14 protein-coding genes are annotated in these 13,931 nt (G+C 72.0%); 9 read left to right on the top strand and 5 right to left on the bottom strand.

All coding sequences use genetic code 11. The features are described 5' to 3' along the window. Positions 1-103 precede the first annotated feature (103 nt). Together ACFWEJ_RS19410 and ACFWEJ_RS19405 are read right to left on the bottom strand one after the other, a co-directional pair. Positions 104-841 carry a response regulator gene (locus tag ACFWEJ_RS19410; protein WP_377230834.1) on the bottom strand — a complete coding sequence of 246 codons (738 nt, stop codon included), beginning with the start codon at positions 839-841 and terminating at the stop codon, positions 104-106. After that, a complete protein-coding gene (locus ACFWEJ_RS19405) occupies positions 838-2,241 on the bottom strand; it encodes an ATP-binding protein (RefSeq protein ID WP_377230833.1) in 1,404 nt (467 codons plus the stop codon). Before ACFWEJ_RS19405 ends, ACFWEJ_RS19410 begins: the two co-directional genes overlap by 4 nt. 191 nt (positions 2,242-2,432) lie before the next feature. Between ACFWEJ_RS19405 and ACFWEJ_RS19400 the strand changes: the two genes are divergently transcribed. The 4 genes from ACFWEJ_RS19400 to ACFWEJ_RS19385 are packed head-to-tail and all read left to right on the top strand — an operon-like array spanning position 2,433 to position 6,270. Continuing rightward, positions 2,433-3,434 (top strand): Bug family tripartite tricarboxylate transporter substrate binding protein, encoded by a 1,002-nt coding sequence (locus ACFWEJ_RS19400; protein ID WP_377230832.1) that lies wholly within the window; start codon positions 2,433-2,435, stop codon positions 3,432-3,434. Next, the gene (locus ACFWEJ_RS19395) at positions 3,431-3,985 is read left to right on the top strand and encodes a tripartite tricarboxylate transporter TctB family protein (protein ID WP_377230831.1); all 555 of its coding nucleotides are present in this window, start codon (positions 3,431-3,433) and stop codon (positions 3,983-3,985) included. Before ACFWEJ_RS19400 ends, ACFWEJ_RS19395 begins: the two co-directional genes overlap by 4 nt. Then, a complete protein-coding gene (locus ACFWEJ_RS19390; protein WP_377230830.1) occupies positions 3,978-5,480 on the top strand; it encodes a tripartite tricarboxylate transporter permease in 1,503 nt (500 codons plus the stop codon). Before ACFWEJ_RS19395 ends, ACFWEJ_RS19390 begins: the two co-directional genes overlap by 8 nt. 10 nt (positions 5,481-5,490) lie before the next feature. Beyond that, entirely contained in the window at positions 5,491-6,270 is a 780-nt protein-coding gene (locus ACFWEJ_RS19385; protein WP_377230829.1) for an SDR family NAD(P)-dependent oxidoreductase, read from the top strand. A 40-nt stretch (positions 6,271-6,310) separates the two neighbouring features. Here ACFWEJ_RS19385 and ACFWEJ_RS19380 read toward each other — a convergent pair whose 3' ends face one another. Further along, on the bottom strand, positions 6,311-7,408 hold the full coding sequence (locus ACFWEJ_RS19380; protein ID WP_377230828.1) for a magnesium and cobalt transport protein CorA: 1,098 nt from the start codon (positions 7,406-7,408) through the stop codon (positions 6,311-6,313). Positions 7,409-7,528: 120 nt separating this feature from the next. On the opposite strand from ACFWEJ_RS19380, the gene pyrE reads away from it, so the two are divergent. Both pyrE and ACFWEJ_RS19370 read left to right on the top strand, forming a co-directional pair. Beyond that, positions 7,529-8,104 (top strand): orotate phosphoribosyltransferase, encoded by a 576-nt coding sequence (gene pyrE / locus ACFWEJ_RS19375; RefSeq protein WP_182620223.1) that lies wholly within the window; start codon positions 7,529-7,531, stop codon positions 8,102-8,104. A gap of 92 nt (positions 8,105-8,196) precedes the next feature. Further along, positions 8,197-8,922 (top strand): hypothetical protein, encoded by a 726-nt coding sequence (locus tag ACFWEJ_RS19370; RefSeq protein ID WP_377230827.1) that lies wholly within the window; start codon positions 8,197-8,199, stop codon positions 8,920-8,922. A 29-nt stretch (positions 8,923-8,951) separates the two neighbouring features. Here the strand turns inward: ACFWEJ_RS19370 and ACFWEJ_RS19365 are convergent, their stop codons facing one another. Further along, the gene (locus ACFWEJ_RS19365) at positions 8,952-9,728 is read right to left on the bottom strand and encodes an HAD-IIA family hydrolase (RefSeq protein WP_377230826.1); all 777 of its coding nucleotides are present in this window, start codon (positions 9,726-9,728) and stop codon (positions 8,952-8,954) included. A 124-nt stretch (positions 9,729-9,852) separates the two neighbouring features. After that, complete coding sequence (locus tag ACFWEJ_RS19360) at positions 9,853-10,626, bottom strand: VTT domain-containing protein (RefSeq protein ID WP_377230825.1); 774 nt, start codon at positions 10,624-10,626, stop codon at positions 9,853-9,855. 98 nt (positions 10,627-10,724) lie between these two features. On the opposite strand from ACFWEJ_RS19360, the gene ACFWEJ_RS19355 reads away from it, so the two are divergent. From ACFWEJ_RS19355 to fbaA, 3 genes are all read left to right on the top strand, one after another. Beyond that, complete coding sequence (locus tag ACFWEJ_RS19355; RefSeq protein WP_377230824.1) at positions 10,725-11,369, top strand: TrmH family RNA methyltransferase; 645 nt, start codon at positions 10,725-10,727, stop codon at positions 11,367-11,369. 49 nt (positions 11,370-11,418) lie between these two features. Further along, positions 11,419-12,669, top strand: coding sequence for an MFS transporter (locus ACFWEJ_RS19350; protein ID WP_377230823.1), 1,251 nt, complete (start codon positions 11,419-11,421; stop codon positions 12,667-12,669). A gap of 213 nt (positions 12,670-12,882) precedes the next feature. Continuing rightward, complete coding sequence (fbaA, locus tag ACFWEJ_RS19345; RefSeq protein ID WP_377230822.1) at positions 12,883-13,902, top strand: class II fructose-bisphosphate aldolase; 1,020 nt, start codon at positions 12,883-12,885, stop codon at positions 13,900-13,902. The last annotated feature ends 29 nt before the right edge of the window (positions 13,903-13,931 follow it).

Below are 13,931 nucleotides of genomic sequence, written 5' to 3'. Positions count from 1 at the left end.
GCGCGGTGCCGCCCTTCTGGACCCAGGACTTGAAGGTGTGCGGGACGGCGGACGGCGGACGGCGGACGTCCGGCGGCGGACGCCGATGGCGGCGGCGCCGGGCTCACGCCGGGCGGTAGCGGTTCTCCGGGCGGCCCGTCGCGCCGTAGCGGGGCGCGACCTGGGCGTACCCCTCCGTGACCAGGTGCTCCAGGTAACGCCGGGCGCTGACGCGCGACATCCCGACCGCCTCGGCGACCTCGGCCGCCGACGCGTCGCGGGGCGCCGTCGCCCCCGCCGCCGCTCCTGTCCCCGCCCCCGCGCCGTCCGCGGCCCCGGCGCACAGCCGCGCCAGCGCCGCCCGGACCAGGTCGCGGCTGCGGCCGGAGAGTCCCTTGGGCAGTCGGTCGGCGGAGCGCGGCCCGGCCAGGAGCTGGTCCACCTCGTCCTGGTCGAGGGTGTCCTGCGCCCGGCGCACGTCCTCGCGCCGCTGCCACACCTCGTCGAGCCGCTCCCGCAGCGCGGCGGACGTGAACGGCTTGACCAGGTACGCGAGCACTCCGCCGGCCATCGCCTGGCGCACGCTGTCCAGCTCGCGGACGGCGGTCGTGGCGACGACGTCGACCGGCGGCCCCGGCAGCATCCGCAGGCGTTGCAGCACGTCGAGCCCGCCGATGTCCGGCAGGTGCAGGTCGAGCAGCACCAGGTCGGGGCGCAGCGCGGACACGAGCCGCAGCGCGTCCGCGCCGGTCCGCGCCTCGCCCACGACGACGAACCGGGGGTGGCTCTCCACGAAGCCCCGGTGCACGGTCGCGACCACGGGGTCGTCCTCGACGACGAGCGTCCGCGCCTGCCCGGTCACGACCGGGCCTCCGGGGCCTCGGCGCCCGCACGAACGCCGGCACGACCGCCGGCACCGACGCCTGCACCAACACCAACACCGGCAGCAGCACCGGCCCCCGCCCGAGCCCGCCCGCCGGCCGCGACCGCCGGCACCGGCAGCTCGACCCGCACGCACGCCCCGCCGAGGTCGCCGGTCCCGAGCACCACCTCGCCGTCGCGCCGGTCCACCACGCGCCGCACCAGGGCCAGGCCGATGCCCCGGCTGTGCTCCCGGTCGCCGGGCACCTTCGTCGAGAACCCCGCCTTGAACACCTGGTGGTGCAGCGCCGCGGGGATGCCCGGGCCGTCGTCGTCCACCTGGAGGCACAGCCGCGCGCCCTCGGTCCCGAGCAGCACGCGGACCCGGCCGTCCGGCCCCGCGGCGTCCACCGCGTTGTCGATCAGGTTGCCCAGCACGATGAGGGCGTCGGTGTGCAGCGCCGAGCCGTCCGGCGTCGTCGGCGTGTCGAGCGCGGACTCGTCCGCGACGTCGAGCGTCACGCCCCGCTCCCGCGCGGTGATCGCCTTGACCAGCAGCAGCGCGGCGATCTCGGGGGACCCGACGCCCGGCGCGACGGCGGACGCGGTGAGCAGCCCGCCGTGCCCGGACCGCTCGATGAACGCGACCGCCTCCTCCGTACGGCCCAGCTCCAGCAGCCCCGAGATGACGTGCACGGTGTTGGCGAACTCGTGCGACTGGGAGCGCAGGGCGTCCGTGAGCCCGCGGGTCTCCAGCAGGGTCGCGATGTCCTCGGGTTCGAGCAGGTAGATCCTGCGACGCACCAGGCGTGTCACCCACGCCGCGCAGAGCACCCCGACGACGGCGGACGCCGCGAGCGCGGCGAGCAGCCAGCCCCGGTCGTCGGTCAGGTCGGCGCGCAGCTCGGACTCCAGGATGCCCACGCTGGCGGTGCCGATGACGGGGGCGGGCGTGGAGTCGTCGGCCGCGTCGCCGAATACGGGCACCTTGACGCGCCACGACGTGCCCAGGGTGCCGGTCTGGGTGCCCGTCCACACCTTGCCGGACAGCGGCACGGACGGGTCGGTCGAGACCCGCTGCCCGATCTGCTCGGGGTCGGGGTGGGAGTAGCGCACGCCGTGCTCGTCGGTGACGACCACGTAGGTGACCTCGGAGGCCTCGCGGATCACCTCGGCGATCGGCTGGATCGTCGCGGCCGGGTCCTCGTCGTCGAACGCGTCGTGGATCGCGGGCAGGCGCGCGACCGACTGGGCCACGCCGGACATGCGGTCGACGTAGGCCTCGCGGAGCTGCCGTTCCTGCAGGGTGGAGGCCACGAGCCCGGTCGTGCACACGAGCACGAGCACGATGACGACCTGCAGCGCCAGCAGCTGCACCCGGAGCGTCATCGCTCTTCTCACGGGGGCCAGTGTGCACCGGTTCGTCGTCGGCGCGGTAGCCGCACGGCGTGACCGAAACGACCACAACCTTCGTTGCGACCAGAACCGGGGCGGCACGGCCGCCGCTCCCTACGCTCTCGCCCGGACGGACAGAGGACCGGCGGCGTAGCCGGCCCCGACCGTCCGCACACGCATCCGCTCGAGGAGGAGACATGCGCATCATCCGGTCCGGGGCTGCCCCCGTCGGAATCGTCCTGGCACTGGCGCTCGCCGGCTGTTCGGTCCTGGAGTCGAACGGCGGTGGCGGCGACGCCGCGATCGACGAGCTCAGCATCGTCGTGCCCGCCGGGCCCGGCGGCGGCTGGGACCAGACCGGCCGCGCCATGCAGGCCGACCTGCAGGAGGAGGGCCTGGTCGGCTCGGCCACGGTCACCAACGTGGACGGCGCGGGCGGCACGGTGGGCCTGGCGAACATCGCCAACGCCACCGACCCGAACACCCTGCTCGTGATGGGCCTGGTCATGGTGGGGGCCGTCGAGACCAACCAGTCGCAGGCCCGGATCGAGCACACCACCCCGATTGCCCGCCTCACCGAGGAGCAGGAGGTCATCGTGGTGCCGAAGGAGTCGCCGTACAAGAATGTCGACGACCTCGTGGCCGACATCAAGGAGAACGGCAAGAAGGTCTCGATCACCGGCGGTTCCGCCGGCGGCACCGACCACATCCTCGCCGGGATGCTGATGCAGGCCGGCGGCATCCCGTCGGAGAACATCGGCACCAAGCTCAACTACATCGCCTACTCCGGCGGCGGCGAGTCGCTGGCGGCGCTGCTCGGCAACAACGTGAGCGCAGGCATCTCGGGGGTCAGCGAGTACGCGGAGCAGGTCGCCGCGGGCGAGCTGCGGGCGCTCGCCGTCTCCGGCGAGGAGCGCGTCGAGGCCCTGCCCGACACGCCGACCCTCACCGAGGCCGGGTACGACGTGGTGCTCACCAACTGGCGCGGCGTGGTCGCCCCGGGCACGATCGACGACGCCCAGCGGGAGGCGCTGACCAGCACGGTCACCGAGCTCGCCCAGTCCGAGTCGTGGCAGGCCACGCTGGAGGAGAAGGGCTGGGACGACGCATTCCTCGCCGGCGACGAGTTCGACACGTACCTCGAGGGCAACATCGCGGAGTCCCTGGCCGTGCTCAAGGACATCGGGCTCGTCCGGTGACCTCGGACGGCACGGCGCCCGAGGCGCCCGAGGTGGCCGAGGCGGCCGAACGGCCCCGCCGCAGGTGGGGCGAGCTCGTGCTCGCCCTGGCCACGACGGCCCTCGGGGCCTACGTGCTGGTGGCGGCCGGGAGCATCACGGTCCCGGGCTCGACCAACACGCTCGGCCCGCGGGCGTTCCCGTACCTGGTGGGCGGCATGCTCGTCGCCGCGGGCGTCGTGCTGACCGTCCTGGTCCTGAGCGGCCGGGCTGGCGAGGAGGAGGGCGGCGAGGACGTCGACCCCACCGTCCGGACCGACTGGCTCACCGTGGTGCTGCTCGTGGTCACCCTGGTGGTCCACGTGTTCGCGATCAACGTCGTGGGCTGGCCGTTCGCCGCCGCGCTCCTGTTCGCGGGCGCGGCGGTCATCCTCGGCGCCCGCCCCTGGTGGCGCGCCGCACTGGTCGGGCTCGTGCTGGGCCTGGTCATCCAAGTGATCTTCGGCGGGCTGCTGGGGCTGTCGCTCCCGGCCGGGCCGCTGCTGGAAGGGGTGCCGTTCCTCCGTGGATAACTTCTCGGCCCTGATCGACGGGTTCGCCACCGTGCTGCACCCGATGTACCTGCTGTACGCGCTGTTCGGCGTGTTCATCGGTACGGCGGTGGGCGTGCTGCCGGGCATCGGCCCGGCCATGGCCATCGCCCTGCTCCTGCCCCTGACGTACACGCTGGAGCCGACGGCAGCGATCATCCTCTTCGCCGGTATCTACTACGGCGGCATGTACGGCGGGTCGACCACGTCGATCCTGCTCAACACCCCCGGCGAGTCCGCGTCGATCGTCACGGCGATCGAGGGCAACAAGATGGCGCGCGCCGGGCGCGGTGCCGCCGCGCTCGCCACCGCCGCCATCGGCTCGTTCGTCGCCGGCTCGCTCGCCACGGTGGCGCTCACGTTCCTGGCGCCCGTGATCGCCCGCTGGGCGGTGCAGCTCGGCGAGCCCGACTACTTCGCCCTCATGGTGGTCGCCTTCGTCACCGTGGGCGCGCTGCTCGGGTCCTCGGTGCCGCGCGGCCTCGCCGCGCTCGCCCTCGGCCTGTTCCTCGGTCTGGTCGGCACCGACACGCTGACCGGCCAGCAGCGCTTCACGTTCGGCGTGCTCAACCTGGCCGACGGGATCGACGTCGTGATCGTCGCCGTCGGGCTGTTCGCCGTCGGCGAGGCCCTGTACGTGGGCTCGCGGATGCGGCACGGCCCGGTCCGGATCATCCCGGTCGAGAAGGGCTGGCGCACCTGGATGAAGCGCGACGACTGGCGCCGGTCCTGGAAGCCGTGGCTGCGCGGCGCCGCCATCGGCTTCCCCGTGGGCACCATCCCCGCGGGCGGGGCCGACGTCGCGACCTTCCTGTCCTACGCCGCCGAGCGCCGGCTCGCCGGTCCGCGGCGCAAGCAGTTCGGCAAGGGCGCGATCGAGGGCGTGGCCGGTCCGGAGGCCGCGAACAACGCGGCGGCGTCGGGCGTGCTCGTCCCGCTGCTCACCCTGGGCCTGCCCACGACGGCGACGGCGGCGATCATCATCGTCGCCTTCCAGTCCTACGGCATCCAGCCCGGCCCGCTGCTGCTGCAGAGCGAGTCCGCCCTCGTGTGGGCGCTGATCGCCAGCCTCTACATCGGCAACCTCATGCTGGTGGTGCTGAACCTGCCGCTGGTGGGTATGTGGGTCAAGGTGCTGCACATCCCGCGGCACTACCTGTACGCGGGCATCCTCCTGTTCGGCGCGCTGGGCTCCTACGCGCTGAACTTCTCGCCCGTGGACGTGCTGCTCCTGGTGCTCATCGGCCTGGCCGGGTTCTTCATGCGCCGGTACGGGTACCCCGTGGCGCCCCTGGTGGTCGGCATGATCCTCGGCCCGATGGCTGAGGACCGGCTGCGCCGCTCCCTCGCGATCAGCCAGGGCGACCTGACCTACCTCGTCAGCAGCCCGTTCGCCGCGACCGCGTACGTCGCGATCGTGGTGCTCCTGGTCGTCGGCCTCTGGCTCAAGCGCCGGGAGCGGGCCGAGGAGGCCTAGGGTGCCCCCCATGGGTACAGCACTGATCACGGGCGGGTCCGCCGGCCTGGGCCTGGAGTTCGCACGACAGCTCGCGGCGGGCGGGCACGACCTGGTGCTGGTGGCGCGGGACGACCGGCGCCTGGCCGACGTCGCCGCCCAGCTCCGGGACGCCACGGGCGTGGCCGTCGAGGTCCTGCCGGCGGACCTCTCCGTGCCCGACGACGTCGCGCGGGTCGCCCGGCGGCTCGCCGTCGTCGGCGGCCGGCCCGAGGACGGCGACCTGCGGCCCGTCGGCCTGCTCGTGAACAACGCGGGGTTCGCCACGAGCTCGCCGTTCGCGACGGGCCGGATCACCACCGAGCGCCGGGGCATCGACGTCATGGTCAAGGCCGTCGTCGAGCTCAGCCACGCCGCCGTCGGGCAGATGCTCGAACGGGAGCGCGGCGCGATCCTGAACGTCGGCTCCGTCGCCGCCCTCACCGCGGGCGGCTCCTACGCCGCCGCGAAGGCGTACGTGCGCACTTTCACCGAGTCGCTGGCCGCCGAGCTCCGGGGCACCGGCGTCACGGCCACGGTGGTGGCCCCCGGGTTCACGCACACCGAGTTCCACGCGCGGGCGGGCATCGGCGAGTCCTCCATCATCCCGGAGTGGGGGTGGCTGGAGGCCGAGGACGTGGTCCGGACGGCGCTCGCGGACGTGCGTCGCGGCGTCGTCCTCTCCACGCCCTCGGTGCGCTACAAGGTCGCCTCGGCGGCCCTGCGGATCATGCCGCGCTGGGCAGTGCGGGCGGTCGGCAGCTACCGCTGACGGGGCGGCGTGCGCGGCCGGCCGGGGAGCGGCCCCGCCGTCAGAGCCAGCCGGCCCGCTTGAAGATCCCGTAGAAGATCCCGCCCAGGCCGATCATCCCGCCGATCGCCAGCGGGTAGCCGAAGGTCCAGTGCAGCTCGGGCATGTGCGTGAAGTTCATGCCGTAGATGGTGCCGATCAGCGTGGGCGCGAAGAGGATGGCCGCCCACGCGGAGATCTTCTTCATCTGCTCGTTCTGCTTGAGACTGCTCTCCGTCATGCGGCGCGACTCCTCGTTCTGCTCCTGCGTCACCAGCGTCGAGTGCACGTCGAGCGCGTTGGTCAGCAGCGACCGGAACGTGTCCGAGGTCCCCGAGAGCTTGATCGCGTGGTCGAGCACGTTGCGCAGGCTCCGCAGCAGCTCGACCCAGCGCTGGTCCTGGACGTCGCCGTCCGGGTGCGCGGCGTCGTCCGGGTGCGCGGCGGCGGACTGCTGGCCGGCGAACTTGCGCTTGCCGTCGTACAGGTCCTGGAGCATCTCGACCAGCGGGCCGGTGGCACGCTGGAGCCCGATCACCTCGCGGGTCGCCTCGTAGATGCGGAACGACACCTCCGGGTCGCGGGAGAAGAGCTGATCCTCGATCTGGTCGATGTCGCCGCGCAGCCGCGTGACCACGGGCCGGTAGGTGTCCACGACCTCGTCCAGCAGTGCCGCCAGGATCGCGACCGGCCCCAGGCGCAGCAGGTCCGGTTCCTGCTCCAGCCGGCCGCGCATCGCGCCGAGGTCGGGGGTGACGGACCGCCGGACCGTGACGACGAAGTCCGGGCCCACCCACGCGTGCACCTCGCCGAACTCGACGCGGTCCACGTGCCCGTCGCCGTCGTCGTCCACGCTGCGCGCGGGGTGCAGCACCACGAACAGGACGTCGCCGTAGTGCTCGGCCTTGGGGCGCTGGTGCGCGTGGATCGCGTCCTCGACGGCCAGCGGGTGCAGGTCGAACTCCGCGGCGACGGCCTCGATCTCGGCCGGCTCCGGCCACGACAGGTCGACCCAGGCGATGCCGCCGCGCTCGCGGGTCGTCTCGCAGGTCTCCTCGATGCTGGTCGGGTTGGCCGTGCGCCTGCCGTCCACGTACACCGCGTTGTCCATGATGCTCACAGCAGAACCTTCCCAGAGTCGGACGGCAACCCGGACCGTGGTCCGGATGCAGGTCCGGGGCCGGGTCCCGGCCCCGGCGGCGCGGGGCTGCGGCCGGGACGCGCGACGTACCCTTGCACCGTGAACGCTGACTTCTCCCCGACCCCGCGCGAGCAGCTCGCCGAGCTCATCAAGGAGCTCGCCGTGGTGCACGGCAAGGTGACCCTGTCCTCCGGCAAGGAGGCCGACTACTACGTCGACCTGCGCCGCATCACGCTGCACCACCGGGCCGCCCCGCTCGTGGGGCACGTGCTGCTGGACCACCTCGAGGAGGTCGGGCTCGGCACGGCCGAGATCGACGCCGTCGGCGGGCTCACGCTCGGTGCCGACCCGATCGCGGACGCGCTGCTGCACGCGGCGGCCTCGCGCGGGCAGGACCTCGACGCGTTCGTGGTGCGCAAGGCGGCGAAGGCGCACGGTATGCAGCGCCAGATCGAGGGGCCGGACATCGCGGGCCGCAAGGTGGTCGTCGTCGAGGACACGACGACGACGGGTGGATCGCCGATCGCGGCGATCGAGGCCGCCCGGGCCGCCGGCGCCGAGGTGCTGGGTGTGGCCACGATCGTCGACCGGGCCACCGGTGCGGGCGAGAAGATCGAGGCGCTCGGGGTGCCGTACCACTACCTCTACGGCCTCGAGGATCTCGGGCTCGCCTGAGCCGGAGGTGGGGCGCTCCTAGCGCAAAACAGGCGTCCCCATATCACTCCCTCGTGGAGACTTTTGCCTAGCCCTACTGTATCTTTAAGTTCATGGGGCCATTTGTCGCATTAGTCCTGCTCGTGGTCGGCGTCGTCGTCTTCACCATCGCTGCGGTACGTGTCATGGGGCGCGGGCGCACGCAGGACGTCGAGCGCTGGGCCGAGGCGAACGGCTGGGAGTACGTCGGCACCGACCCGGTGCTCGCCCAGCGGTGGAGCGGGCGGCCCTTCGGGGTCGGCCTGGACCGGACGGCGCGCGACGTGGTCCGCGGGAACGTCGACGGCTTCGACATGGTCTCGTTCACCTACACCTGGCGGTCCGGCACGGAGGGCGACACGCGTCGTATCGGCCTGCGCCGCACGGCGCACGTCGTGGCGCTCGACGCGCTCCCGGGCGAGCCCGTGGTCGACCTGTCGCCCGAGGGGCTCCGCGAGAAGTGGCAGAAGCTCTTCGGGGCGCAGGACGTCCAGATCGACAACCCAGCGTTCGACGGCCAGTGGCTCGTGCGCACCTCCGACGAGTTCTTCGCGCGCCGCGCCCTGGATGCCCGCCTCGCGAACATCGTGATGCTGCCGGACTTCCACGGCTCCCGGCTGCGCATCGAGGGGCCGTCGGTGCTGCTGTGGCGTCCGGGCCGCACGGACGCGACGTCGCTGACCGAGCGCGCCAAGCGGGTCGCCGACGTCGCGCGCATCGTGCTGCCCATGGAGAAGGGCGGCCCGCGCTTCGAGTCGGGCGGGACGATCGACGGGTTCGGGATCCCCGGCCTGACCTGACGGCTCCCGCCGGGCCGGGCCCGGCCGGATCAGACCAGGTCGACGACGTCCGCGATCGAGTTCACCACGTGGCTCGGCCGGAACGGGTACTTCTCGACCTCCTCCATCGACGTCGACCCCGTGAGCACCAGGAACGTCTGCAGGCCGGCCTCCATGCCGCCCAGGATGTCGGTGTCCATGCGGTCGCCGACCATGGTGGTCGACTCCGAGTGCGCGCCGATCAGGTTGAGCGCGGACCGGAACAGCACAGGGTTGGGCTTGCCCACGTAATAGGGCTGCCGGCCCGTCGCCGCCGTGATCATGGCGGCGACCGAGCCCGCGGCGGGCAGCAGCCCCTCCTGCGACGGCCCGGTGACGTCCGGGTTGGTGCAGATGAACCGGGCGCCGTCGACGATCAGGCGGATCGCCTTGGTGATCGCCTCGAACGAGTAGGTGCGGGTCTCGCCGAGCACCACGTAGTCGGGGTCGGACTCGGTGAGCGTGTAGCCCGCCTGGTGCAGCGCCGTCGTCAGGCCGGCCTCGCCGATGGCGTACGCGCTGCCGTTCGGGATCTGGTCCGCGACGAACTGCGCCGTGGCCAGCGCCGACGTCCAGATGTTCTCCTCCGGCACGTCGATCCCGCTGTAGGCGAGCCGGGCGCGCAGGTCGCGCGGCGTGAAGATCGAGTTGTTGGTCAGGACCAGGAACGGCAGCTCCCTGTCCCGCAGCGCCTTGATGAATTCGGGTCCGCCGGGGAGGGCCGTGCCCTCGTGCACCAGCACGCCGTCCATGTCCGTGAGCCAGGCTTCGGTGGTCCGCTCGATCATGGGCGCCAGCCTAGTGTCTTGCCGGGGCAACGGTTGCTGCCCGGGGAGGGTTACGGAGACGTAGCACTGCTACCGCTCCGTAACCCTCTTCGAGGAGTGGTGCTTGCCCCGGAGGGGCCCGCGGTTACGCGCGCGGGTCGCGCGGTGCGCCCGTCAGGGCGGCGGCGTCCGACGGCGCGGGCTCCTCGGGGGCCGTCGTCACGGCCGCCTTCTCCGCACGCCGGGCCCGCCAGATCTCGACGACCATCGGGATCACGGAGACGAGCACGATGAGGACGAGCAGCGCCTCGATGTTCTCCTTGACGAACGTGAAGTTGCCGAGCACGAAGCCCAGCAGGGTCACGCCGACCGCCCACAGCAGCGCGCCGATCGCGTTGTACGTGGCGAAGTGCCGGTACGACATCTTGCCGACGCCGGCCGCGACCGGGGCGTAGGTGCGCACGATCGGCACGAACCGCGCGACGATGATCGTGCGGCCGCCGTACCTGTCGAAGTAGGCGTTGGTCTGGTCGATGTAGGACCGCTTGAAGAGCTTCGAGTCCGGCTTGTCGAAGATCTTGGGGCCGGCCTTGCGGCCGATCAGGTACCCGGTCTGGTCGCCGAGGAACGCGGCGGCGAACAGCATGAGGCAGAGCACCGCGAGGTTGATCTGCAGCGTGCCCTGCGCCACGAGCGCACCCGCGGTGAACAGCAGCGAGTCGCCGGGCAGGATCGGGAACAGCAGCCCGGTCTCGATGAAGATGACGAGCGCGATGCCCACCAGCGCGGCGTCCCCGAACCGCTCGATGAGGTAGTTCGGGTCCATCCAGTCGATGCCCAGGAGCTGCGGCACGGGCGCGGCGTGGACGGAGGTGGCGGCCAGTCCGGACACGACTTCCGGGAGTGCGGTCGTCAGCATGCATCGAGCGTAGCGGGGCACAATGACCGGCATGACCAGCACGTCTTCCGCCCCGGGAACCGTCACAGCACCCGCACACGGATCGGCCCGGGTGGACCGTGTCTGAGCACCCGGCGACGCCGGGCGCCGAGCCCGCGGCCGAGCCCGAGGTCGGCGTCGGACCCTGGTCCGGCACCCTCCCCGACGACCCCCGCTACGACCCCGAGCTGCTCGCCGCCGGCGACCGCCGGAACGTGGCCGACCAGTACCGGTACTGGTCCGTGGAGGCTATCGTCGCGGACCTGGACACCCGACGGCACCCCTTCCACGTGGCGATCGAGAACTGGGCGCACGACCTCAACATCGGCTCGGTGGTCCGCACCGCCAACGCCTTCAACGCGGCGGGCGTGCACATCGTGGGCCGACGCCGCTGGAACCGCCGGGGCGCGATGGTCACCGACCGGTACCTGCACGTGACGCACCACCCGGACGCGGAGGCGCTGGCCGAGTGGGCCGGCGGCCTGCCGATCGTCGGCATCGACAACGTGCCCGGGTCGGTGCCGATCGAGGGGCACGCGCTGCCGCGCGAGTGCGTGCTGCTGTTCGGCCAGGAGTCGACCGGCCTGACGGCGGAGGCGCAGGCCGCGTGCGACGTCGTGCTGCACATCACCCAGTACGGCTCGACCCGCTCGATCAACGCGGGCGCGGCCGCCGCGATCGCCATGCACACCTGGATGCGGCAGCACGCCGACGGTGCGGCGTAGCGACGGAAACTCCGTTGCCCGGGGCTCGTGGCTCGGACAGGATCGTCGGGTGAACCGGCGAACCCTCACGCGCGACCGGAACTTCCTCGTCTTCTGGGGTACCCAGACGTTCTCGGTGCTGGGGGACTCGTTCTCGGTGATCGCGTTCCCGCTGCTGATGCTGGAGGCGACCGGCTCGCTGGTGCAGATGGGCCTGCTGACCGCCGTCATGGCGGCCGGGTCGCTCCTGATGGGGCTCGTCGGCGGGGCGATCGTCGACCGGTTCGACCGCCGTCGGCTCCTCATCGCGTGCGACGTTGCGCGCCTGCTCCTGTTCGCGGCCGTGCCCGTGTGCTGGGCGATCGAGCCGCAGGTGTGGCTGCTCTTCGCCGTCGCGGCCGTGGCGTCCGTGTTCGGGCAGCTTTTCCAGATCACGTACATCACGGCCGTGCCGAACATCGTGGGCAGGGACCGGGTCGCCGAGGCCAACAGCAGGCTCCAGGCCACGGCCTCGCTGGCCAGCATCGGCGGGCCGGCGCTCGCCGGGCTGGTCGCGGCGGCGTACGGGGTCACGGCGGCCATCGCCGTCGACGCGGCAACCTTCGGCATCTCGGCGCTCGGGCTCCTCGCCGTCCGCCTCTCGCGGGTGGCGCCCACCGCCACGCCGGCGGACCGGCCGGGCCTCGGCCGCGACCTGCGGACCGGGTTCGTGACGGGCGCCCGGTTCCTGTGGGGGCATCCGGTGCTTCGGGCGCTGACCGTCTTCCTGACGATCACCACCTTGTTCACCCTCGGCATGACCGACGTGATCATCTACCAGGTGCGGTACGGCCTGGGGCAGGGCGAGAACGTGGTCGGGTACGTCATGGCCGCGGCCGGGGTGGGCACGTGCGTCGCGGCGGCCCTCTCCGCGTGGCTGCGCCGCACGCTCGGGTTCGGCACCCTCTGGCTCGCCGCCATGACGCTGTGCGGTGTAGCGGCGGCCGTCCTCGCGCTGAGCCAGGACGTGCTGGTCATCGGCACCGCCGTGCTCGGGTTCTGGTTCGGGCTGATGCTCGCGGCCGTCTCCTCGATGTCCCTGCGGCAGATGATCACGCCGGACGCGCTGCTCGGGCGCGTCACCGCCGCGTTCTGGACCATCCACCACAGCCTCGCGCCGCTGGGCGCCGCCGCGCTCACGGCCGCGGCGGACCGGTTCGGGGCCTCCGGCCCGCTGCTCGCCGTCGCGGTCGTCTACCTCGGTGTGGTCGGCGTCGCCTTCTTCACCCCGATCCGCAGCCGCAACCCCGAGGACGGCCCGGTCGACCACCCGGCGACCTGACCTCGCGCGGAGCCCGACCGGAGCCTGACCGGAGCCCGCACGCAGCTCGTCCGGGGCCCGCCAAAAGTCGAGAACCACAGTGTTTCGGCCGTTCGACTGTCGAACGACCGCACACGACTGCCTGTGGATCATGGCAAGATCGATGGTGCATCCCCGGGCGGCCTTGGACACGCTTGCGACCGCCCACCTCATCATTCGTTTGGAGTTTCGCAGATGCCCATCGCAACCCCTGAGGTCTACGCCGAGATGATCGACCGGGCGAAGGCCGGCAAGTTCGCCTACCCCGCGGTCAACATCACCTCGTCGCAGACCGTTACTGCCGCACTTCAGGGCTTTGCCGAGGCGGAGTCGGACGGCATCATCCAGGTTTCCGTGGGCGGCGCCGAGTACGCGTCGGGCTCGACGGTGAAGGACCGGGTCTCGGGTTCCCTCGCGCTGGCGGCATACGCCACCGAGGTCGCCAAGGGCTACGGCGTCAACATCGCCATCCACACGGACCACTGCACGGCCGACAAGCTCGACTCCTGGGTCAAGCCGCTGCTGGCCATCGAGGCGGAGCAGGTCAAGAACGGCGGCCTCCCGACGTTCCAGTCGCACATGTTCGACGGCTCCACCGTGCCGATCGAGGAGAACCTCGTGATCGCCGCCGAGCTGCTCGAGCTGTCGCAGGCCGCGCGCACGATCCTCGAGATCGAGATCGGCGTCGTGGGTGGCGAGGAGGACGGCCACACCGCCGAGATCAACGACAAGCTGTACACGACCCCCGAGGACGGCCTGGCCACGATCAAGGCCCTCGGCGCCGGCGAGAAGGGCCGCTACCTGACGGCGCTCACCTTCGGCAACGTGCACGGCGTGTACAAGCCGGGTGCCGTGAAGCTCCGCCCGGAGATCCTGCTCGACATCCAGAAGGCCGTCGGCGCCGAGATCGGCAAGGAGATGCCGTTCGACCTGGTGTTCCACGGTGGTTCGGGCTCGACGGCGGAGGAGATCGCCGCCGCCGTCGACAACGGCGTCATCAAGATGAACATCGACACCGACACCCAGTACGCGTTCTCGCGTCCGGTGGCCGACCACTTCTTCAAGAACTACGACGGCGTGCTCAAGGTGGACGGCGAGGTCGGCAACAAGAAGGCCTACGACCCGCGCGCCTGGGGCAAGACGGCAGAGGCCGGCATGGCCGCCCGCATCGTCGAGGCCTGCCAGCAGCTGCGCTCGGCCGGCCACAAGATGTGAGCACTCCGCTCATGTGATCGGTAGAAGGT

It is taken from the genome of Promicromonospora sp. NPDC060204 (assembly GCF_042728455.1).
Classification (GTDB): domain Bacteria; phylum Actinomycetota; class Actinomycetes; order Actinomycetales; family Cellulomonadaceae; genus Promicromonospora.
The sequence above is the reverse complement of the archived record's forward strand: the minus strand, read 5'-3'. Positions and strand labels throughout refer to the sequence as shown.

What these genes read in the sequence shown, in the direction of transcription:
- ACFWEJ_RS19400 (WP_377230832.1), top strand. Translation starts at nt 2,433, where the DNA reads ATGCGCATCATCCGGTCCGGGGCTGCCCCCGTCGGAATCGTCCTGGCA.
- ACFWEJ_RS19385 (WP_377230829.1), top strand. Translation starts at nt 5,491, where the DNA reads ATGGGTACAGCACTGATCACGGGCGGGTCCGCCGGCCTGGGCCTGGAG.
- ACFWEJ_RS19370 (WP_377230827.1), top strand. Translation starts at nt 8,197, where the DNA reads ATGGGGCCATTTGTCGCATTAGTCCTGCTCGTGGTCGGCGTCGTCGTC.
- ACFWEJ_RS19365 (WP_377230826.1), bottom strand. Translation starts at nt 9,728, where the DNA reads ATGATCGAGCGGACCACCGAAGCCTGGCTCACGGACATGGACGGCGTG.
- ACFWEJ_RS19360 (WP_377230825.1), bottom strand. Translation starts at nt 10,626, where the DNA reads ATGCTGACGACCGCACTCCCGGAAGTCGTGTCCGGACTGGCCGCCACC.
- fbaA (WP_377230822.1), top strand. Translation starts at nt 12,883, where the DNA reads ATGCCCATCGCAACCCCTGAGGTCTACGCCGAGATGATCGACCGGGCG.